Here is a 21,124-nt window from a genome sequence, read left to right on the forward strand (position 1 = left end):
GAACGCCACGACACGGTGGAAGCCAACAGCTACACCGAGCTCAAGGCCGAGGAGCACCGCACCACCCAGGCCGACCGCCGGGTCGAGGTCAGGGCTGATGACCACCTGGGGGTTACGGGAAGTCAGCACCTGAAAGTTGGCCTGGCGCAACTGATCGACGCCGGAAACGAGATACACCTGAAAGCCGGCCAGAAGATGGTCATCGAAGCCGGCACCGAGCTAACCCTGAACGCCGGAGGCGCCTTCATCAAGCTCGATCCGGGCGGCGTCACCATCAACGGCACCCTGGTCAGGATCAACGCCGGCGGCTCGCCGGGGCATGGCACGGGAATTGGCCTCAAGCCGCCGATCCCGCCGGGCGCCGCGGACAGGGACAGCGCAGGGAACCTCCTCGACGAAGGACTGAAGAACAGCGTCGAGGAGCCGCCGAAGCCACGGCGGATGCTGAATTTCAGCAGTTGAACCCGCGTAGCGGACTCAAGGATGAGAAGGCACCATGACCGAGCAACAGAAGATCACCAACTGGAGTTACCCCTTCAAGGCCAGGGCGACCCCTGGAAACGAGCGGGCCGAGGATGTCTGGCTCTATCAGGAGGCCCTGGCCAATGCACTGGGCGGCCACTACCCGCTGGGAACGAACGGCCTCTGGCACGGCGGCGTGCACTTCGATCAGGGCACCGCGGGGCTGCTCGACCAGTCCTCGGTGTATTGCATCGCCGATGGCGACGTCATCGCCTACCGTATCGACGAGCACTACCCGGTCTCCGAGTACGAGTCCGGGCCCAAGCCCTACTCGACCGGTTTCGTACTGGTCCGGCATCGCCTCGAAGTGCCGAAACCGACGCCGGCCAACGCTACCCAGACGGCCGCCGAAGCCGCAAGCCCTTCCCCCTCGCTGACGCTGTTCAGCCTCTACATGCATCTGCTCGACTGGGAGCACTATGGGTTGGAAGCGGCACCCAACCCGCCCGCCTTCATAAGCGAAACGCTCTACAGCGTTAAGCCCGACAAGGCCACCGACCCCACGCTCGGACTGCGCGTGCGCGCCACGCCCGGCAACGGAACGGTCCTGGCGCTTCTGCCGAAGGGTACCCGGGTGGAAGTCGGCGATACCCATCCGGGCTCGGTGAAATGGCGCCGCTTGATAAACGTAATAGAGGGCAGCGTGCTGCCCTCATTGGCGGCCTGCGACAACGGCTGGGTCTTCACTGGGGAAATGGAATCGACGCCCGCGCCCAATGTCTTTTTGGTCGGCGAACACGCCAACGACCATGAGCCGAACCTGGCGCCACACCGCGGCCTGAACATCCGCAAGACCGGTCGCGGAAATGCCAGCGACGCGAAAACCGGCCTGCTTCCCGAGGGCACCCGCGTCTCGCTGGAGCCGGGAACCACGCCCTACCGCAAGATCAAAGCCATTATCGAAGGCACGGCGCTACCGCCCCTGGCCGCTAACAGCGTCCAGAACATCCAGGGTTATGTGCATTTCGACTCGTTACAGGCGAAGCGGACCACGCCCGTCTGCGGAGCGGTCCACCTGCTGGACCCGCCCTACCCGATCAAGGCCGGCGAACTGATCGGCCATCCGGGCCACTACCAGAACCATAACGACGGCGCCCCGCAATCGCTGCTGCACCTGGAGCTGTTCAGCTGCGACGACGTCCCCGCCTTCATCGCCCAAAGCCGGGCCCTGGCCGCCGCGCTGCCTGCGGAACAGAAAACCCAACTGAAGATTCACAAGGGCGCAAGCAAGCTGATCCCGCACCGCGAAGGCATCGACGCCAGCCACCCACCCTCGATCACCGATGCGGGCACAACTATCGGGGTGGACCTGATCATTCCGATCAGCACGCTGGAACGCCTGCCACCCAGCCACAGGATCACCGTCAATACAGCCACCAGCCCCGGCCCGGTCACCCACTGGTGGCGCCTGGATAACCTCCTGGCCGACAACGACGGCAACCCCATCAACGGCTGGCTGGCCGAACAGGACCTGATCACTACCCGGCACAGTCCGTGGGAGTGGGAGGGGTTTGAGTGTGTTGAAGATAGCGCCGAGCTGATAGATAAGCTTGCCTACACCCTCAATGCCCAGGGTGTACTTAGTGACGATGAGAGAGCGAACTACCGCGCTCAAATAACCCAAAATGACAGTGGCTCCATGCTGGCCATCGCACGTCTATATGACATCGTAGATACCAACAAAGACGGAGCACTGACAAACGACGAAATTCGAACAGCCCTAAACAAACCCTGGCATACCCAAGTACTTGGCCAGCTAATCATCCAATACGAAAGCGAATGGTTCTGGAACCAAAACAAGTGGGAAAAACTTGATCCGCTACTGACAATTTCTCAAGGCATTACTAATCAAGATTGGGTGATAGAAAAGCAACGAATTGAGAAGCTAAGTTGGTGGCAGTTGCTAGGACATCATGGAATGCAGGCGAATGGAAAAGCATGGCATCTTCAAGCACCAATATTCATCACCAACTTTGGAAAAAATAGAACATTTTGCTCTATATGCAACAAAAACATATCCATATCTTATGAGCTAATGCGAAAAATATGCCCAAGCAATACGGCGGAAGACTTTATAAATTCCTTCGTGCTCCATGCAGACAACCTATTTGAAAAATATGGAGTTAACTCGTGCGCTCAAGTTACTCATCTACTTGCACAAGCCAAGCACGAAACAAAAAATTTTACGGCATTTCGCGAGTCACTTTACTACTCCCACTATACCGCGCAAGAACTGTATAACATGGCGCCTACGGCAATTAACAATGGCTTCACTCGTAAACGTATAACTTTCTCCACCAATGAAGAGAAACTTCAATACATTCGGAACAATCTCCTTAAAAACGACGCAGCATATGGACAGCATTGCTTTGGAAGTAATAATTATCCAAACAATGATTATCGCGGAAGGGGATTGCTACACCTCACTCATTATGCAAACTATCAGGCATGCTCCTTGGCAATAGGAAAACCTATCGCCGCTGAGCCGAATCTGGTACAAAGTGATACATCTGTAATTATAGAAACAGGGCTTTGGTTCTGGAAATCAAATAATCTGAAAGCTTATGCAGAGAACTCCGAAATCACAGAAGAAGAAGCCGTAGAAAAAATCACGCGAGCTATCAACGGAGGGGTGAACGGTTTAGCCGAAAGAAAGAAATTCAAAAGAGAAATTACTAACTTATTCACTGGGCTATATGGAAGCTGCACCAAATGAATATAATAAAAGATCCAATATACGCCCTAATAATTTTCACAATTACCAATGCATGCTACACGAACAGCCAAGCCTGCACACTCTACTCCCGAGAAGATTTATACAATCCAATAACCATAGATAATAGCTCTGTAATAGGCTTCAAGATTTCAAGCATATCGATTGATCAGAATGAAGACATCTTCCCCGTCATAATGGTCAAGAGAAACTGTGATACTGGAAGCGAAGCGAAAATTGCAGAGCTCCCCTATCTTGGTGATCCTGGAAAAGTGGGAAGTGCATTTCTGGCAGACTCCGATTTCGATGGAACTCCCGAAATTTTTGTCATACATAGAACGGTTCTATACTCTGACACCGGCGTCAACTATGGCTCTGACTATTTCACAACATTGGTTTATAAAAGTAGCGGGGCGTTGAACTATAAACTAAGCGAGCGCATTAGCTCCTACTTCGGCGCGGGCGGTGACGTCCTATCCTCCACTGCGAGCGACACACTGACATACGAGTATCCTTATAAATCTGAAGCAGCAATCCGCAACAGGATCGCATCAGCGCCGTACAAAGCCTGGCTAGAAAATAAATCAATCACTACCCGCATACTAAGAAAAACCTTCCTGTACGATAATGCCAATGTCGCAGATAGAACCTCAAAATACTTGATATCGGGTGACAGAGTTCAAGTCTTTAGCCAAAACGCTGGCTGGCTGGCAGTTGTGTTTGAAGACAAAGAAAACATCACGCGTGGATGGATTCAGTGTAAAGACACGCTTGAGTGCGTCAATCATCCTTAGCAACACCTTGGTTTATCTCACACGAAGCTAATTAATCTTTAAAAAACACTCCCAAAGCGGCATGTTATGAAAAATCCAGCAAGTATATTTTTCCTATTTCTTGTGAGCCCTCATTTACATGCTTCAGTCTCAATGGAATCCAGTCTCGAGCATTACATAGGTCGATGCTCGACTGACTGTGACGTGTTAGAAGGCATGAGGGTAGGCAGGGAGGAAATAGTAATGAAGATAAACCAAAACCAAATTTACATAAGGTCGTCGGTGGTCATATCCGAGAGCCGAGACATAGTGCAGGACTGGGCTGTATCCGAGGTACCATGAGGAGCAAACGATTTTCAGTCGATCATTCTGTCTATGAGGGTATAATAATTTGAAAACGAAAGTCTGCCTCTTGATGCTATATTTTTTTGCCCGACACTGCTTTGGACACGAGAGCTATCAGTACGGTGAAAATATCGTTCATGGGCCATTTAACAACCCCATCATCAAAGATAGCAAAATCTATTTCTCAAAATCCCAAGACAGCAACTATCCTGTGTATCTTGTATTGGAAAAGCGAGATGCCACGCCATTAGTGGTTGACCAATACCCTATATCCGGAAGTGATCCGTATGTAGTTTCAGCATTTTTCTTCCCCGTGAAAGAAGAAGATAATCTCTTTGTCATTTTGCGTTGGGAGTTAAATAATCGCGGCCTGGGAACTTATGGAGATCTTTATGAAATCCATGCATACCATTATATTGACGGCAAATTATCAATCAACAAATTTATAACCTCCAATCCTGACATGAATGGCATGGACGGATATATAGAGGGCGTGCAGTCCATATTTAAACTGAAAACCGCCAGCGACGTTAAAGCCTATATCAAGAAAAACCTCTAGGCACAAAAGCATCAATCAAGCCTTACACCTCATGCCGTATTAAGACAAGATGCCCCACGAACCTGTCCCAAACGTCATCAGGAGCCACCCATGCGCGAAAGCGTATTCGCTGAGCGGATCGTGCAGAACACGCTGGACACCGACTTCTACAAGCTCACGCAGATGCAGGCGGTGTTGCACAACTACCCGAATGCGGAGGTGGAGTGGGAGTTTCGTTGTCGCAATGATGAAGACCTGCGCCCCTATCTGAGCGAGATCCGTCAGCAGATCGAGCAGCTCGCCGATACCTCGGCGACGGCCGATCAGATCGGGTTTCTCGAGCGGATTCCCTTCATGAAGGCGGACTTCATCCGCTTCCTCAGCCTGTTTCGCTTCAACATGCGCTATGTGCAGACCGGCGTGGAGAACGGCCAGGTGTTCGTTCGCCTGCGCGGACCCTGGCTGCATGTGATCCTGTTCGAGATTCCGCTGCTGGCGATCATCAGCGAGGTGCGCAATCGGGCGCGTTATCCGGGTGTGTTGCTGGAGCAGGTCAGCGAGCAGCTGTATCGCAAGCTCGACTGGCTGCGCAAGGAGGCCAGCGACGATGAGCTCAGCGGCTTCCAGCTCGCCGACTTCGGCACGCGGCGGCGCTTTTCCTACCGCACCCAGGAAGAGGTCGTGCATATCCTAAAGCGCGATTTCCCCGGGCGTTTCGTGGGCACCAGCAACGTGCATCTGGCCCGCGAGTACGACCTCAAGCCGATCGGCACCATGGCCCACGAATGGCTGATGGCGCACCAGCAGCTCGGCCCGCGGCTGATCGACAGCCAGGCCGCCGCGCTGCAGACCTGGGTGCAGGAGTACCGCGGCCAGCTAGGGATCGCCTTGACCGACTGCATCACCATGGATGCCTTCCTGCACGACTTCGACCTGTACTTCGCCAAGCTCTTCGACGGCCTGCGGCATGACTCCGGGGACCCGCTGGCGTGGGCGGAAAAGGCCATCGCGCACTACCGCAAGCTGGGCATCGACCCGCAGACCAAGACGCTGATCTTAAGCGACGGGCTGACCTTTCCCGCCGCGCTGTCGCTGTATCGCCAGCTGCACGAGCGGATCAACGTCAGTTTCGGCATCGGCACCAACCTCACTTGCGACATCCCCGGCGTGGAGCCAATGAACATCGTGCTGAAGATGATCAGCTGCAACGGCGAGCCGGTGGCGAAGATTTCCGACACGCCGGGCAAGAGCCAGTGCAAGGACGAAAGCTTCCTCGCCTACCTGCGCCATGTGTTCCGCGTCGACGGCGAGCGCTGATCGGCGGCGCTGGCTGAAACGAAACGGCCCGGTGGTTCCGGGCCGTTTCGCTCGTGCGTGACGGAGGCTTCAGGAGGTCGCCGGCTCACCCTGGACGGCGGTTTCCTCCTGCTTGTGCCAGCGGTTGGCCCGGGTAAAGGTGCCGAAGTCGTTGAAGCGTACACCGGCATCGCGCATCACCCGATGGGCCAGCGGCGCGGTCATCTGGCGAATGTAGAAGGGCTCCTTCACTACGAAATGATGGATCGCGTGGGTGCTGCCGAAGTTGAAGCAGAACGCCTGCAGCGGCCACATCCACCAGGGGTTGAGCACCTGGGTCTGCTGGATCACGTTGCCTGGCTCGACATCGCCGTAGTAGTGCATGTTGGAGCTGACGAAGTGCAAGCAGAAGGTGCGCAGCACGTTGGGGCCGACCAGCACCACCACTGCGATATCGACGATGTTCATCACCTCCAGCGTGGTCGCCGACCAGGCCACCGGCGCGCCGAGCAGGCCGCTCGCGCCATCGATGGCGTGGAAGCCGAGAAACAGGTACCAGGTACCCCAGTTGAGCAGCGCCAGCGGCGCATAGACCCTGAGCGTGCGCGCCAGGATGCTGCGTTTGTGCGCCCAGGTTCTGGCGCGCAGCATGCGGATGAGCGAGGACATCACGTTGTCGCCGACCATCAGCAAACGGGCGATACCCCAGGGCTCGCCGTTGGTGATGGCGCGCTCCTCCATGTCGTTCTCGGTGCCGGAGACCTTGTGGTGGTTGAGGTGCAGGTGGCGACGGATCCACGGGTTGATGGTGCTCGGCCGCGCCATCCAGACCAGCGCCAGCATCAGGTTGTGCGCCACGCGCTGCTTGCGGAAGTACATCGAATGGATCAGGTCGTGTTCGAGCTCGTGGGTCAGCGAGGCGAAGAAGGCATTCGCCAGCAGGCAGGCCCACCAGGCAATCGCGCCATTCAGGTAGAGCAGCGCCGAGCCGATCATCCCGGCGAGGGCGAAGGCGAGGATGCCGGCGCCCAGCGCATCCTGATGGTTGAGGATAGGGTAGCGCCGGCGCAGTTCGACGCCGCGCGCCATCACCGCTTCACGGATGTGCGCGGAGCGCTGCTGATCGGTTAGGGCAGTGGGGTTCATTGGCGTGTCCTTTTGTTATCGTCTGTTGAGGCACGCCGCTACTCTGCGACATGCTGACGCGGAGCGCCCGACCCTGGACGCCAACCTGTTGACCGGACACGCCAACCTGCATGACTGCCGAACCCACCACCCTGGTCAGCTGGACCCGCGCGCTGCGCAAGCAGCTCGACGCGCTCGGGCTGGACAGCGCCGCGCTCTGCCGGGAAGCCGGTCTCGACCCGGCGTTGATGGATGACCCCAACGCGCGCTATCCACTGTCCGCCACCACCCGGCTCTGGCACCTGGCGGTAGCGGCCAGCGGCGATCCGGCGCTGGGCCTGAAGATTTCCAGCTACGTCAGCCCGACCACCTTCCACGCGCTGGGCTACGCGCTGATCGCCAGCACGACCCTGCGCGAGGTGTTCGAGCGCATCGTGCGCTATCACCGGGTGGTCAGCGATGCGATGGAGCTGGACCTGCGCGAGCGCGACGGGCACTACGAATTCCGTTTCCGCGTGCCGCCGGGCAGCCCCGAACCGGCGGCCGAGGCGCTGGACGCCTTCGCCGCGATCTACGTGCGCACCTGCCGCAACCGTCTCGGTCGGGACTACGCGCCGCAGGCGGTGTACCTGAGCCGCGCCGAGCCCGCCGACAGCCGTCCGTGGCAGGAGGTGTTCCGCGCGCCGGTGCATTTCGGCGCGGCGGAGAATCGCCTGGAATTCGCCCGCATCGACCTCGAGCGACCGCTGGACGACGGCAACCCCGAGCTGGCCGAACACAACGAAACGGTGTTGAAGAAGACCCTCGAGCAGCTGCAGACGCCGACCTGGACGCGCCAGGTCCGCGCGGCGCTGGAGGCGCGCCTGCCGGACGGGGAACCCTCGGCCGAAGCCATCGCCGGCTCATTGCACCTGAGCCTGCGCAGCCTGCAGCGGCACCTGGCGGAGGAGGGCGTCGGCTACGAGGCGCTGCTGGCCGAGACCCGCTGTGCTCTGGCCCTGCGCTACCTCGACGACCCACGCAACGCGCTGGGGGAAATCGCCTACCTGCTCGGCTTCGCCGACACCAGCAGCTTCAGCCGCGCCTTCAAGCGCTGGACCGGGAAGACTCCCAGCCAGTACCGGGAAGGGGGACGCTAGCCTCGCCAGGGGTGGCGCCGCACATGGCGCATCCTGGCGAGAGCCACGCGCACCGCGATCAAACCAGCCCCTGGATGCCCGCCAGCACCAGCAGCAGCGAGCCGGCGGCGAGCAGCGTCTGCAGGGTGATGATGCCCGCCATCAGGTGCCCGTCGCCGCCCAGCTGGGTAGTCAGCACATAGGACGTCGGCGCGGTGGGCAGGGCGAAGAACAGGATCAGCACGCTGCTTTCCAGCGTCGGCAGACCGCTCAGACGCGCCACGCCGAACGCCAGTAGCGGCATGACCAACAGGCGCACGGCGCAGTTCCAGCCCAGCGCCGGGACTTCCCCGGCGAGCTCCTGCGGACGCAGCGCCGCGCCCACGCAGAGCAGGCCGAGGGGCAGGCTGGCGGCGCCGAGCATCCCCAGCAGGCGCTCGCTGCCGCCAGGCAGGCCGATGCCGCTGAGGTTGATCGCGGCGCCCCCCAGGCAGGCGAGAATCAGCGGATTCTTCAGGATCGGCAGGGCCAGCGAGCGCAGGCTGACGCCACGCTCGGCGGTCAGCGCCCATACCGACATCACATTCACCGCCGGCACCATCAGCGCCAGCATCAAGGCCGCCAGGGTCAGGCCCGGTTTGCCGAACAGGCTGCCGACCACGGCCAGCCCGAGGTAGGTGTTGAAACGCAGCACGCCCTGGGCGAATGCGCCGAAGCGTGCCGCCGGCCAGCCGCGCAGGCGACGCACCAGCAGCAGCCCGAGCCAGGCGGCGCCCAGCCCGATCAGCACCGCCGCGGCCAGGCGCGGCAACGCCGGGTTGTCCAGCGGCGCGCTGGCGAGGTTGCCGAAGAGCAGGGCGGGGAACAGCAGGAAGTAGTTGATCCGCTCGGCGCCGGGCCAGAAGGCTTCGCTGGGAAAGCCGCTACGCCGCAGGAGGAAACCGCCGATAATCAGGGCGAACAACGGCCACAGGGCCAACAGCAGATCGGTCACGGGAACCCCCGGTGGTGGTGGAGGCCAATCCTGGCGAGCCACGCGGCGGTCGGTCAATGGCCGAGGAGGAATTCATGCAGGAGAGTCACCAGGGCGGCTGCCACTGCGGCGCGCTGCGTTACCGCTTCGCCGCACCGCTGCGCGATATCGCCCACTGCCACTGCTCGATCTGCCGGCGCACCAGCGGCGGCCTGGTCACGACATGGATCGGCGTGCCGCTCGAGACGTTCGAGTGGCTCCACGGCACGCCGGCGCAGTACGCCTCGTCCGACACTTGCACCCGCTACTTCTGCGGCACCTGCGGCGCCCAGCTGGCGCTGTTTACCCGCCTCAGTCCGCAGACCCTGGATGTGACCGTCGCCACCCTGGACGAACCGCAGCGGGCGCCGGCCGACCGGCACATCTGGGTGACCACACGGCTGCCCTGGCTGACGCTCGACCCGCACTTGCCCAGCGAGGACGAAGAAGCGCTCTAGCCGGCCGCCAGCTGCCGGCGCAGCTCCGCCAGCACCGGCGCGCTGTCCGGGCGCACGCCGCGCCACAGCAGGAAGGCCTCGGCCGCCTGCTCCACCAGCATGCCCAGCCCATCCAGGGCCGCGCGCGCGCCGTGCTCGACGGCCCACTGGCAGAACGCCGTCGGCTGGCGGGAATACATCATGTCGTAGCACAGCGTGTGGCCAGGCTCGATCAGGCTGGCCGCGATAGGTGGCACCTCGCCGGTCAGGCTCGCCGAGGTGCCGTTGACGATCAGGTCGACCGGCGCGTCCAGCCAGTCGAAGCCGCTGGCCATGATCGGCCCGAGGTCGGCGAACTCGGCGGCCAGCGCCTCGGCCTTCGCCACACTGCGGTTGGCCACCACCAGCGCCTTCGGCCGTTCGCCGAGGAAAGGCTCCAGCACGCCGCGCACCGCACCGCCCGCGCCGAGCAGGAGGATGCGCTTTCCGCTCAGCGAGAAGCCTGCGTTCACCGCGAGGTCGCGCAGCAGCCCGGCACCGTCGGTGTTGTCGCCCAGCAGGCGGCCGTCGGCGAGCTTCTTCAGCGTGTTCACCGCCCCGGCGCGTTGCGCCCGTGCGCTGAGTTGGTCGGCGAGCTGGAAGGCCTGTTCCTTGAACGGCACCGTGACGTTCCCGCCCAGGCCCTCGGCGAAGAAACCGCGGGCGAACCCGGCGAAGTCGTCCAGCGGCGCCAGCAGTGCCTCGTAGCTCAGAGCCTGGCCGGTCTGCTCGGCGAACAGGCGGTGGATCAGCGGCGACTTGCTGTGGCCGATGGGGTTGCCGAAGACACAGTAGCGGTCCATGGAAGCGGCTCCTCGATGGGTGTGGATCTGCGGCGCGGCGGGCTCAGGACTGCAGGCCCAGCCAGTCGCGATCGGTGAGGAAATACTCGGTCAGCCGTGCCTCTTCGCTGCCCGGCTCGGGCTTCCAGTCGTAGCCCCAGCGCACCTGCGGCGGCAGCGACATGAGGATCGACTCGGTGCGTCCGCCGGATTGCAGGCCGAACAGCGTGCCGCGGTCGTAGACCAGGTTGAATTCGACGTAGCGCCCGCGGCGGAAGGCCTGGAACTCGCGCTGCCGCTCGCTGAAGGGGGTCGCCTTGCGGCGCTGGATGATCGGCAGGTAAGCCTCGAGGTAGGCATCGCCCACCGCGCGCATGAAGGCGAAGCTGGTGTCGAAATCCCAGGCATTGAGGTCGTCGAAGAACAGCCCGCCGATGCCGCGCGGCTCGCCACGGTGCTTGAGGTGGAAGTAGCTGTCGCACCATTTCTTGTAGCGCGGATAGACATCGGCGCCGAACGGCGCGCAGGCGGCGCGGGCCACCTCGTGCCAGTGCACGCAGTCCTCCTCCACCGCGTAGAAGGGCGTCAGGTCGAAGCCGCCGCCGAACCACCAGACCGATTCCTCGCCCTCCTTCTCGGCGCTGAAGAACCGCACGTTGGCGTGGGACGTGGGCACGTGCGGGTTCTCCGGATGGATCACCAGCGACACGCCGAGCGCCTGGAAGCCGCGCCCGGCAAGCTCCGGCCGGTGCGCGCTGGCCGACGGCGGGAGGCCGTTGCCGAACACGTGGGAAAAGTTGACCCCGCCTTTTTCGATCAGCGCGCCATCGCCGATGACCCGCGTGCGGCCACCGCCGCCCGCCGGACGTTCCCAGGCGTCCTCGGCGAAGCGCGCGCGGCCGTCCTCGGCCTCCAGCGCGGCGCAGATACGGTCCTGAAGGTCGAGCAGATAGGCCTTCACGGCCCCGGTCTTGTCGTTCACGAAATCACCCTGCAAACAGCGGCCAAGGCCCGCGCGGCAGCGGCCGGCGGGCGGAAAAGGGCGCCAGCATAGCATTCGCCCCCGGGCAGCCGCAGTTGACGCTGTCGGCCCGAGGGGGTTGGATAAGAGCCTTTCGCCGCGACGCCTGCCGGCGTCGACGACCCATCCCCGAGGAGTTGTACATGGCCAAACGCATCCAGTTCAGCCGCCACGGCGGTCCCGAAGTGCTCGAATACGTCGACTACGAACCCGCCCAACCCGGCCCGAACGAAGTCCGCGTGCGCAACCGCGCGATCGGCGTCAATTTCATCGACAACTATTACCGCGACGGCCTGTACGCGCCGCCTTCGCTGCCGTCCGGGCTCGGCACCGAAGGCGCCGGCGAGATCGAGGCGGTGGGCGCCGGGGTGACCCACCTCAAGGTCGGCGAGCGCGTCGCCTACGCCACCGGGCCGCTGGGCTCCTACAGCGAACTGCACGTATTGCCCGCCGCCAACGTGGTCCGGCTGCCGGAGAGCATCGGCTTCGAGCAGGCCGCGGCGGTGATCCTCAAGGGCCTCACGGTCCAATACCTGCTGCGCCAGACCTATCCGGTCAAACGCGGCGACATCGTGCTGTTCCACGCGGCGGCCGGCGGGGTCGGCTCCATCGCCTGCCAGTGGGCCAGGTCGCTGGGGGCGAAGCTGATCGGCGTGGTCGGCTCGGCGCAGAAGGCCGAACAGGCCAAGGCCCTGGGTGCCTGGGCGACCATCGACCGGACCCGGGAAGACATCCGCCAGCGCGTGCTGGAACTGACCGGCGGGGCGAAGTGCCCGGTGGCCTACGACTCGGTGGGCAAGGACACCTGGGAGATTTCCCTCGACTGCGTGGCGCCGCGCGGTCTGATGGTCAGCTTCGGCAACTCCTCCGGCGCGGTCAGCGGCGTGAACCTCGGCATCCTCGCGCAGAAGGGTTCGCTGTACGTCACCCGGCCAACCCTGGGGAGCTATGCGAACAGCGCCGAGAACCTGCAGACAATGGCCGACGAGCTGTTCGAGATGATCGCCAGCGGCGCGATCACGCTAGACGTCGCCCGGCGCGTGGCGTTGAGCGATGCCGCCCGCGCGCAGACCGAACTGGCCGCCGGCCGCACCACCGGCTCGACGGTACTGCTGCCGGACTGAGCGCCGCCGTCACGCCTCGCGCACCACCTTGCCGGTGCGCAGGTCGCGGATCAGGCTGGGGTTCTTGCGTCCGCCCAGATAGCCGCCGAGGACGTGGTCCAGTTGCTTCGGAAAGTACTGCTCGACGCGCAGACGGCTGCGTGCGGCGGGGCGCCCGGAAGGGTTCGCCGAGGTGGACACCAGCGGGCCGGTGAGGGCGCAGAGTTCGCCCACCAGCGAGTGGTCGCTGACGCGCAGCGCAACGCTGTCGTGTTCGCCGGTGATCCACTCCGGCAGGCGGTTCTGGTGCGGCACCAGCCAGGTATTCGGCCCTGGCCAGGTGCTCGCCAGTCGCGTCAGCCACGCCTCGGGCAGGTCATCGAGAAGAAAGTCGAACTGGCGAATGGTGTCGGCGACCAGGATCAATCCCTTCTCCACGGGGCGCTCCTTGAGCGCCAGCAGCCGGTACACCGCCTCGCTGCACCAGGGATCGCAGCCCAGCCCCCAGACCGCCTCGGTCGGATAGGCGATCACCCCGCCATTGCGGACCACCCGTGCCGCCTGTTGCACTTTCCAGCTGCTGACCATCGCTCGTCTCCCGTCGCAAAAACCTGCGCAGTGTACCCAAGCGAGGCGTCGCTGGAAGCGCTAGCGCCGCACGCCGAGCCAACGACCGGCTTCGCTGGCGACGCGACCTTCCAGCTCGAGCTCGGTGAGCGCCGCGAGCACCTTCGGCAATGGCCAGCCGCTGGCGTCGGCCAGCGCCTCGCTGCTGTGCGGCGCGGCGAACAGCAGCTCCAGCAGCGGATGCGTCGGCGCGGCGGGCGCGGCGGGCGCGGCGGCGGCGGCGGGGGGCGAGACGACCTGCCAGCCGCGCAGGGCTTCGAGGATGTGCTCGACGCTCTCCACCAGCAGCGCGCCGTCGCGGATCAGCTGGTGGCAACCGCGCGCACCGGGATGATGGATCGAGCCGGGGATCGCATAGACCTCGCGACCCTGCTCGGCGGCCAGCCGCGCGGTGATCAGCGAACCGCTGGAGGGGCTCGCCTCGACCACCAGCACACCGACGGACAGTCCGCTGATGATCCGGTTGCGCCGCGGGAAGTTGCTCGCCTGCGGCGGGCTGTCCAGCGGCAGCTCGGACACCAGCGCGCCGCCCTCGCGGGCGATGCGTTCGGCCAGCGCCTTGTGCCGGTGCGGGTAGATGCACTGCAGGCCGGTGCCCAGCACCGCCACGGTGGCGCCGCCCGCCTCCAGGGCGCCCAGGTGCGCGGCGCCGTCGATACCCAGGGCCAGCCCGCTGGTGATCACGAAGCCGCCGCGCGCCAGGCTACGCGCGAAGCTCTGCGCGGTATCCAGGCCGGGCCTGGAGGCGCGGCGGCTGCCGACGATAGCCAGCTGCGGACGCTCCAGCAGGTCCACGTCGCCGGCGACGAACAGCAGCGGCGGGGCGTCCGGCAGTTCGGCGAGTAACGCGGGATAGCGCGGGTCATCCCACATCAGCAGATGCTGGCCTGGCCGCTCCAGCCAGGCCAGCGCCGCGGCGGCGCGTTCACGGATGTCCTGGCTGCGCCGCGGTTCCGCGCAACCGGCCGGCAGTCCAAGCGCACGCCAGGCGGCGGCCGGCGCGCTGAGGGCAGCGGAGGCGCCGGCGAAGGCCTGCATCAGCCGGGCGAAGCGCCGCGGCCCCAGCTCGGGCAGGCAATGCAGGCGAAGACGGGCTTCGAGTTCCGCGGGGGAAAGGTCCATCGGCGATCATCCTTGATCGGCGCACCGGCCAGCGGCCGGCGCCATATAGCCGAAGCCCCGCAGTGCGGGGCTTCGGGGTGGTCAGGGGTTCTTGACCTTGTCCAACACCGACAACTGCCGGCTGGCGGCCAGCACCAGCCCGTAACTGAGCTTCTCGTAGGTGCGGAAGACCATCATCAGGCCGGCGCGCTCGTCGGGAATCTTCACCGATTCGCCGGTGACGCGGTCGCGCACGGTTTCGCCGGTCTTGTATACCGCGAGCACGTTACCCTCGGCCAGACCATCGCGGCGGCCCTTGTTGATGGTCACCACGTCGAACTGGCCGATCTGGTTGACACCGCGCGGCACGTCGAGGATCACGCCATCCTCGATCGTCCGGGCCGGCTCGCCCGGCATGAAGGAGGAATTGATCGCGCGTTCCTCGGTGGGGAACAGGCGATCACCGAGGCGCACTTCCTGGGTCGAGCGGGTCAGCATCACGGTCGCGACGTCGCCTTCCTGGGCGACCATCTCAGCGGTGCCGATGTCGTCGGCGTTGATGCCGAGGAACTCCCCGGTTTTCGGATCCTTGTAGGTGCGGCCCTGGCGGAAGATGCCGTAGGCCGGCTGGTCGTCCTCGAAGGTGCCGCGGGCATAGACGCGGTCACCGCTGCCACTGACGACGCGCTCGGCATTGCCGGCGACGATGTAGGGCGCGCGGAGGAACTCCTCGGGCGCATCGACGATGCGGTTGCTCAGCAGGAAGCTGTTGATGGCGTTCAGCGGGATGGTCGGGATGGCTTCGGCCATCGGCGTGCTGCGCACCTGCGGCGACAGCTTGATGGTTCCGCGCGAGGCGCCGCGCTCGAGTTGCAGGCGCGGCTGGCCGTCGACATAGAAGAGGGTGAGGACATCGCCGGGGTAGATCAGGTGGGGGTTTTCGATTTGCGGATTGGCGTGCCAGATTTCCGGCCACTTCCAGGGTTCACGCAGAAACTTGCCGGAAATATCCCAGAGGGTGTCGCCGCTGACCACCGTATAGCGATCCGGATGACCTTCCTTGAGCTGCACGGCTGCCTGAGCCAGACCGCCGAAGGCGAGCAGCACCAGGGCGAACAGTGATTTCCTCATGCGGTGAATCCCTTTATCATGTCCATTCACGTGAAACGCTTGGAAGCCGCCCCGGGCGGGCTTTTCAGGCGTTTTTCAAAGCTGCTCATCATCTTAGCAGCGCTATTTGAATTTATTCCACAAGTGCATCACAAACGCATATGGCGATACTGAATATCCTCGAATTTCCCGATCCGCGCCTGCGCACCATCGCCAAACCGGTGGTCAGCGTCGACGATTCCACGCGCCAGCTGATCGACGACATGTTCGAGACCATGTACGACGCACCCGGGATAGGACTGGCCGCCACACAGGTCAACGTGCACCAGCGCATCGTGGTGATGGACCTGTCCGAAGACAAAACCGAGCCGCGGGTATTCATCAACCCGGAGTTCGAAGTGCTGACCGACGAAATGGGCCAGTACCAGGAGGGGTGCCTGTCGGTGCCCGGTTTCTACGAGAACGTCGACCGCCCGCAGCAGGTTCGGATCAAGGCGCTGGACCGCGACGGCCAGCCCTTCGAACTGCTCGCCGAAGGCCTTCTGGCGATCTGCATCCAGCATGAATGCGATCACCTCAACGGCAAGCTGTTCGTCGACTACCTGTCCAACCTCAAGCGCGACCGGATCAAGAAGAAGCTGGAAAAACAGCACCGCCAGCAGGCTTGATCAGGTTTCCAAGGCTTGCTCCGGCAAGCCTTTTTGCATTCTGGAGCTCCTCTTTTGCGCATCGTTTTCGCCGGTACGCCGGAATTCGCCGCCCGCCACCTGCAGGTTCTGCTCGACGCCGGGCAGCCGATCGTCGCCGTCTACACCCAGCCGGACCGCCCGGCCGGACGCGGGCAGAAGCTGATGCCCAGCCCGGTGAAGCAGCTCGCCACGCAGCACGGGATTCCGGTGCTGCAACCGGCGACCCTGCGCGACCCCGCCGCCCAGGCCGAACTGGCCTCATTGGCCCCGGACCTGCTGCTGGTGGTCGCCTACGGGTTGATCCTGCCGCAGGCGGTGCTGGACATCCCGCGCCTGGGCTGCGTCAACAGCCACGCCTCGCTGCTGCCGCGCTGGCGCGGCGCGGCACCGATCCAGCGCGCAGTGGAAGCCGGCGACAGTGAAAGCGGTGTGACCGTGATGCGCATGGAGGCTGGCCTGGACACCGGGCCGATGCTGCTCAAGGTGCGCACGCCAATCGCCGACGACGACACCGGTGGCAGCCTGCACGACCGCCTCGCCGAGTTGGGCGCCCAGGCGCTGCTGCAGGCGGTCGACGGGCTCGCCGCGGGAAGCCTGGTCGACCAGATCCAGGACGACGCGCTGGCCACCTACGCGCGCAAGCTGGACAAGGACGAGGCGCGCCTCGACTGGACGCGTCCGGCCGCCGAGCTGGAGCGCCAGGTGCGCGCCTTCAATCCCTGGCCGGTGTGCCATTCGACCCTCGCAGGCGAACCCTTGAAGGTGCTCGCGGCGCGGCTTGGCGAAGGCCAGGGCCGGCCCGGCGAGATACTCGCGGCCAGCCGTGACGGCCTGAGCGTCGCCTGCGGGGAGGGCGCGCTGCTGCTCACCCGCCTGCAGTTGCCTGGCGGCAAACCGCTGGACTTCGCCGACCATTACAACAGCCGCCGCGAACGCTTCCTGCCCGGCACGGTGCTCGGCCAATGAACCCGCGTCTGGCCGCTGCGCGGGCCCTGGCGGCGGTGCTGTCCGGCAAGGCCTCGCTGGGCAGCAGCCTGCCGCCGCTGCTGGAGCGGGTGGACGCCCGCGACCGTGGCCTGGCCCAAGACCTCGCCCTCGGCACCGCCCGCTGGCAACCGCGCCTGGCGCTGCTCGCCGAGAAACTGCTGCAGAAGCCGTTCAAGGCCGCCGACCGCGATGTCGAGGCCCTGCTGCTGATCGGCCTCTACCAGCTATTCCATACGCGCATCCCGCCGCACGCCGCGATCGGCGAGACCGTCGCCTGCGCCGACGGCCTGAAGAAGTCGTCGCTCAAGGGCCTGCTCAACGCCGTGCTGCGCAACGCCCAGCGCGACGGCGATGCGCTGATCGCCAGCCTGGAGCGCGATCCGGTGCTGCACAGCGCGCATCCACGCTGGTTGCAAAAAGCCCTGAAGGGGTTCTGGCCCGAGCACTGGCAGGCCATCTGCGCGGCGAACAACGCCCATCCGCCGTTGATCCTGCGGGTCAACCGCCAGCACGGCGCGCGCGATGCCTATCTCGCCGAACTGCAGGCCGTCGGCATCGCCGCCGCGCCCTGTGAGTTCAGCCGCGACGGCGTGCGCCTGCTCGAAGCGCGCGACGTGAAGACCCTGCCAGGCTTCGCCGAGGGTCGCGTCAGCGTGCAGGACGAAGCCGCGCAGCTGGCCGCCGGCCTGCTCGACCTGGCGCCCGGCCAGCACGTGCTCGACGCCTGCTGCGCGCCGGGCGGCAAGACCTGCCACCTGCTGGAAGCCGAGCCGACGCTCGACGTGCTCGGCGTCGACCTGGAAGAAAAACGCCTGGTGCGGGTGCGCGAAAACCTCGCCCGGCTGAACCTGAACGCGCGCCTGATCGCCGCCGACGGGCGCGCCACCGGCGACTGGTGGGATGGCCGGCCGTTCCAGCGCATCCTGCTGGACGCGCCGTGTTCGGCCACCGGCGTCATCCGCCGCCACCCGGACATCAAGCTGACCCGCCAGCCCACGGACATCCCGGCGCTGGCCGCGCTGCAGGGCGAGCTGCTGGACGCGCTGTGGCCGACCCTGGAAGTCGGCGGTGTACTGCTCTACGCCACCTGCTCGGTGCTGCCGACGGAAAACAGCGAGGTGATCGGTGCCTTCCTCGCCCGCCAGCCCGGCGCGCGCGAACTGGCGATCGCCGGCGGCTTCGGCATCGACCAGCCGCACGGCCGCCAGCTGCTGCCGCAGGAGGACGGCCACGACGGTTTCTACTATGCCAAGCTGGTGAAGATCGCCGCGACGCCGGCGAGCAAGGAGATCGGTTGAAAATCATCATCCTCGGCGCCGGCCAGGTCGGCGGCACACTTGCCGAGCACCTCGCCAGCGAAGCCAACGACATCACCGTGGTCGACACCGACGGCGAGCGCCTGCGCGCCCTCGGCGACCGCCTGGACATCCGCACCATCCAGGGCCGCGGCTCGTTTCCCACGGTGCTGCGCCAGGCCGGCGCGGACGATGCCGACATGCTGGTGGCGGTGACCAACAGCGACGAGACCAACATGGTCGCCTGCCAGGTCGCCTTCACCCTGTTCCACACCCCGACCAAGATCGCCCGGGTGCGCGAGTCGGCCTACCTGACGCGCTCCGGCCTGTTCGACAACGACGCCATCCCGGTGGACGTGCTGATCAGCCCCGAGCAGGTGGTGACCAACTACATCAAGCGCCTGATCGAGTACCCCGGCGCACTGCAGGTGATCGACTTCGCCGACGGCAAGGCTCAGCTGGTGGCGGTGCGCGCCTACTACGGCGGGCCGCTGGTCGGCCAGCAGCTGCGCCAGCTGCGCGAACACATGCCCAACGTCGACACCCGCGTGGCGGCGATCTTCCGTCGCAACCGGCCGATCACGCCGCAGGGCGACACCGTGATCGAGGCGGACGACGAGGTGTTCTTCATCGCCGCGACCGGGCACATCCGCGCGGTGATGAGCGAGATGCGCCGGCTGGAAAGCGACTACAAGCGCGTGGTGATCGCCGGTGGCGGGCAGATCGGCGAACGCCTGGCCGAAGCCATCGAGAGCCGCTACCAGGTGAAGGTGATCGAGATGAACCCGGCGCGCTGCCGGCACCTGTCGGACTCGCTGGACAGCACTATCGTGCTGCAGGGCAGCGCCTCGGACCGCGACCTGCTGCTGGAGGAAAACATCGCCGATGCCGACATCTTCCTGGCCCTGACCAACGACGACGAAGCCAACATCATGTCCTCGCTGCTGGCCAAGCGGCTCGGTGCGCGCAAGGTGATGAGCATCATCAACAACCCGGCCTACGTCGACCTGATTCAGGGCGGCGACATCGACGTGGCGATCAGCCCGCAGCTGGCGACCATCGGTTCGCTGCTGTCCCACGTGCGTCGCGGCGACATCGTCAGCGCCCATTCGCTGCGGCGCGGCGCCGCCGAAGCCATCGAGATCGTCGCCCATGGCGACTCGCGCTCGAGCAAGGTGGTGGGGCGCATGGTCGAGGAAATCGCCCTGCCGTCGGGAACCACCATCGGCGCCGTGGTGCGCGACGAGCAGGTGCTGATCGCCCACGACGACACGCTGATCGAGTCCGGCGACCACGTGATCCTGTTCCTCGTCGACAAGAAGCACATCCGTGACGTCGAGCGGCTGTTCCAGGCCGGCCTAACGTTCTTCTGATCCGCCGGAGGGCGCATGCTCGAATCGCTGGAAAAGATGCTCGCCCGGGGCGTCGACAATTCGCTGCTGCGCTTCGGCCTCGGCAAGGGCTACCTGGACGCCGGCGACTTCCCGCGCGCCGCCGGGCACCTGCGCCGCTGCGTCGAGCTGGATGCCACCTATTCCGCGGCCTGGAAGCTGCTCGGCAAGGCGCTGTTGCAAGCCGGAGATCCGGCGGCCGCACGCGAGGCCTGGGGCCAGGGCCTGCAGGCCGCGCAGGCGCACGGCGACAAGCAGGCGGAAAAGGAGATGGCGGTGTTCCTGCGCAAGCTGGACAAGCCGTCGCCCGCGCAGCGCTGAGGCGCTAGCGGATCAGGACGACAGCGCCGGGCTGCGCGGCAGCTGGCGCACGATCCAGTTCAGCAGAATCCCGTAGAGCGGCACGAAGAGGACCAGGCTGACCGTCAGCTTGATCGCGTAGTCGACGCTGGCGATCTCCACCCAGTTCGCCGCCATGAACGGATCGCTGCTGTGCCAGAAGGCGATGGAGAAGAACACGAAGGTGTCCAGCAGGTTGCCGAGGATGGTCGAGGCGGTCGGCGCGATCCACCACTGGCGCATGCGCCGCAGGCGGTCGAACACCTGGATGTCGAGCAACTGGCCGAAGGCGTAGGCGAGGAAGCTGGCCAGGGCGATGCGGAAGACGAACAGGTTGAACTCGCCCAGCGCGGCGAAGCCGCCGAAGGCGCCATCGTGGAACAGCACCGAGACGATGTAGGAGGCGACCAACGCCGGCAGCATCACCTTGGCGATCACCCGCCGCGCCGGTTCCTTGCCGAGCAGACGCACGGTGAGGTCGGTGGCCAGGAAGATGAACGGGAAGCTGAACGCGCCCCAGGTGGTATGCCAGCCGAACAGCGAGATCGGCAGCTGCACCAGGTAGTTGCTGGCGATGATGATGAGGATGTGGAAAGCGATCAGACCGGCCAGCGTCGCGCGGCGGGCCGATGAGGAAAACGTCGGCATCTTGCGTCCTTTTTGGAGTGATGGGGTGAGGGAACCCATTTCAGCGGCCGGCATTCTAGCCGCAGTGTCGCGTGCTGGTAAGCGTTTTCGTCGGCAGGCCGGCGAGCGGTGGC

Annotated in this window: 20 protein-coding genes and 1 pseudogene; 13 read left to right on the forward strand and 8 right to left on the reverse strand. The window is 64.3% G+C overall.

What is annotated here, in order from left to right; genetic code table 11:
• From BLV15_RS19370 to pncB, 5 genes and pseudogenes are all read left to right on the forward strand, one after another.
• A pseudogene (locus BLV15_RS19370) lies at nucleotides 1-462 on the forward strand (DUF2345 domain-containing protein); the annotation flags it as partial.
• Nucleotides 463-496: 34 nt separating this feature from the next.
• Nucleotides 497-3,238 (forward strand): glycoside hydrolase family 19 protein, encoded by a 2,742-nt coding sequence (locus BLV15_RS19375; protein ID WP_090231361.1) that lies wholly within the window; start codon nucleotides 497-499, stop codon nucleotides 3,236-3,238.
• Complete coding sequence (locus tag BLV15_RS21980; RefSeq protein WP_139210761.1) at nucleotides 3,235-4,029, forward strand: hypothetical protein; 795 nt, start codon at nucleotides 3,235-3,237, stop codon at nucleotides 4,027-4,029. The genes BLV15_RS19375 and BLV15_RS21980 overlap by 4 nt, the downstream gene beginning before the upstream one ends.
• A gap of 370 nt (nucleotides 4,030-4,399) precedes the next feature.
• A complete protein-coding gene (locus BLV15_RS21985) occupies nucleotides 4,400-4,912 on the forward strand; it encodes a hypothetical protein (protein ID WP_139210762.1) in 513 nt (170 codons plus the stop codon).
• A gap of 90 nt (nucleotides 4,913-5,002) precedes the next feature.
• A complete protein-coding gene (gene pncB / locus BLV15_RS19380) occupies nucleotides 5,003-6,208 on the forward strand; it encodes a nicotinate phosphoribosyltransferase (RefSeq protein WP_090231362.1) in 1,206 nt (401 codons plus the stop codon).
• A gap of 69 nt (nucleotides 6,209-6,277) precedes the next feature.
• Here pncB and BLV15_RS19385 read toward each other — a convergent pair whose 3' ends face one another.
• Nucleotides 6,278-7,333, reverse strand: a complete 1,056-nt coding sequence (locus BLV15_RS19385; RefSeq protein WP_090231363.1) for a fatty acid desaturase — start codon at nucleotides 7,331-7,333, stop codon at nucleotides 6,278-6,280.
• Between the two features lie 110 nt (nucleotides 7,334-7,443).
• Between BLV15_RS19385 and BLV15_RS19390 the strand changes: the two genes are divergently transcribed.
• Nucleotides 7,444-8,451: an AraC family transcriptional regulator gene (locus BLV15_RS19390; protein WP_090231364.1), complete on the forward strand. Its 1,008-nt coding sequence runs from the start codon at nucleotides 7,444-7,446 to the stop codon at nucleotides 8,449-8,451.
• 58 nt (nucleotides 8,452-8,509) lie between these two features.
• Here the strand turns inward: BLV15_RS19390 and BLV15_RS19395 are convergent, their stop codons facing one another.
• On the reverse strand, nucleotides 8,510-9,466 hold the full coding sequence (locus tag BLV15_RS19395; RefSeq protein WP_245728238.1) for an AEC family transporter: 957 nt from the start codon (nucleotides 9,464-9,466) through the stop codon (nucleotides 8,510-8,512).
• Nucleotides 9,467-9,498: 32 nt separating this feature from the next.
• Here BLV15_RS19395 and BLV15_RS19400 point away from each other — a divergent pair, with 32 nt between their 5' ends.
• The gene (locus tag BLV15_RS19400) at nucleotides 9,499-9,900 is read left to right on the forward strand and encodes a GFA family protein (protein ID WP_090231508.1); all 402 of its coding nucleotides are present in this window, start codon (nucleotides 9,499-9,501) and stop codon (nucleotides 9,898-9,900) included.
• On the opposite strand, the gene aroE is transcribed toward BLV15_RS19400, so the two are convergent.
• Both aroE and hemF read right to left on the reverse strand, forming a co-directional pair.
• The gene (gene aroE / locus BLV15_RS19405) at nucleotides 9,897-10,721 is read right to left on the reverse strand and encodes a shikimate dehydrogenase (RefSeq protein WP_090231366.1); all 825 of its coding nucleotides are present in this window, start codon (nucleotides 10,719-10,721) and stop codon (nucleotides 9,897-9,899) included. The genes BLV15_RS19400 and aroE overlap by 4 nt on opposite strands.
• Nucleotides 10,722-10,764: 43 nt before the next feature.
• A complete protein-coding gene (hemF, locus tag BLV15_RS19410; protein ID WP_090231367.1) occupies nucleotides 10,765-11,682 on the reverse strand; it encodes an oxygen-dependent coproporphyrinogen oxidase in 918 nt (305 codons plus the stop codon).
• Between the two features lie 182 nt (nucleotides 11,683-11,864).
• Here hemF and BLV15_RS19415 point away from each other — a divergent pair, with 182 nt between their 5' ends.
• The gene (locus BLV15_RS19415; RefSeq protein ID WP_090231368.1) at nucleotides 11,865-12,845 is read left to right on the forward strand and encodes an NADPH:quinone reductase; all 981 of its coding nucleotides are present in this window, start codon (nucleotides 11,865-11,867) and stop codon (nucleotides 12,843-12,845) included.
• A gap of 9 nt (nucleotides 12,846-12,854) precedes the next feature.
• Here the strand turns inward: BLV15_RS19415 and tsaC are convergent, their stop codons facing one another.
• The 3 genes from tsaC to BLV15_RS19430 all read right to left on the reverse strand — a co-directional run bounded on the left by tsaC (nucleotide 12,855) and on the right by BLV15_RS19430 (nucleotide 15,683).
• Nucleotides 12,855-13,412, reverse strand: a complete 558-nt coding sequence (gene tsaC, locus BLV15_RS19420) for an L-threonylcarbamoyladenylate synthase type 1 TsaC (protein WP_090231369.1) — start codon at nucleotides 13,410-13,412, stop codon at nucleotides 12,855-12,857.
• Between the two features lie 60 nt (nucleotides 13,413-13,472).
• On the reverse strand, nucleotides 13,473-14,573 hold the full coding sequence (gene dprA / locus BLV15_RS19425) for a DNA-processing protein DprA (protein ID WP_090231370.1): 1,101 nt from the start codon (nucleotides 14,571-14,573) through the stop codon (nucleotides 13,473-13,475).
• An 81-nt stretch (nucleotides 14,574-14,654) separates the two neighbouring features.
• Nucleotides 14,655-15,683, reverse strand: a complete 1,029-nt coding sequence (locus BLV15_RS19430; RefSeq protein ID WP_090231371.1) for a LysM peptidoglycan-binding domain-containing protein — start codon at nucleotides 15,681-15,683, stop codon at nucleotides 14,655-14,657.
• Between the two features lie 140 nt (nucleotides 15,684-15,823).
• Between BLV15_RS19430 and def the strand changes: the two genes are divergently transcribed.
• The 5 genes from def to BLV15_RS19455 are packed head-to-tail and all read left to right on the forward strand — an operon-like array spanning nucleotide 15,824 to nucleotide 20,345.
• Nucleotides 15,824-16,330, forward strand: coding sequence for a peptide deformylase (gene def / locus BLV15_RS19435; protein ID WP_090231372.1), 507 nt, complete (start codon nucleotides 15,824-15,826; stop codon nucleotides 16,328-16,330).
• A gap of 54 nt (nucleotides 16,331-16,384) precedes the next feature.
• Nucleotides 16,385-17,317, forward strand: a complete 933-nt coding sequence (gene fmt / locus BLV15_RS19440) for a methionyl-tRNA formyltransferase (protein ID WP_090231373.1) — start codon at nucleotides 16,385-16,387, stop codon at nucleotides 17,315-17,317.
• A complete protein-coding gene (rsmB, locus tag BLV15_RS19445) occupies nucleotides 17,314-18,636 on the forward strand; it encodes a 16S rRNA (cytosine(967)-C(5))-methyltransferase RsmB (RefSeq protein WP_090231374.1) in 1,323 nt (440 codons plus the stop codon). The genes fmt and rsmB overlap by 4 nt, the downstream gene beginning before the upstream one ends.
• Nucleotides 18,633-20,006 carry a Trk system potassium transporter TrkA gene (gene trkA, locus BLV15_RS19450; protein ID WP_090231375.1) on the forward strand — a complete coding sequence of 458 codons (1,374 nt, stop codon included), beginning with the start codon at nucleotides 18,633-18,635 and terminating at the stop codon, nucleotides 20,004-20,006. The genes rsmB and trkA overlap by 4 nt, the downstream gene beginning before the upstream one ends.
• A gap of 15 nt (nucleotides 20,007-20,021) precedes the next feature.
• Nucleotides 20,022-20,345 carry a tetratricopeptide repeat protein gene (locus BLV15_RS19455; protein ID WP_090231376.1) on the forward strand — a complete coding sequence of 108 codons (324 nt, stop codon included), beginning with the start codon at nucleotides 20,022-20,024 and terminating at the stop codon, nucleotides 20,343-20,345.
• Between the two features lie 12 nt (nucleotides 20,346-20,357).
• On the opposite strand, the gene BLV15_RS19460 is transcribed toward BLV15_RS19455, so the two are convergent.
• Nucleotides 20,358-21,011 carry a 7-cyano-7-deazaguanine/7-aminomethyl-7-deazaguanine transporter gene (locus BLV15_RS19460; protein ID WP_090231377.1) on the reverse strand — a complete coding sequence of 218 codons (654 nt, stop codon included), beginning with the start codon at nucleotides 21,009-21,011 and terminating at the stop codon, nucleotides 20,358-20,360.
• Nucleotides 21,012-21,124: the final 113 nt, after the last annotated feature.

Origin of the sequence: Pseudomonas kuykendallii (assembly GCF_900106975.1) — a bacterium.
GTDB lineage: Bacteria > Pseudomonadota > Gammaproteobacteria > Pseudomonadales > Pseudomonadaceae > Pseudomonas_O > Pseudomonas_O kuykendallii.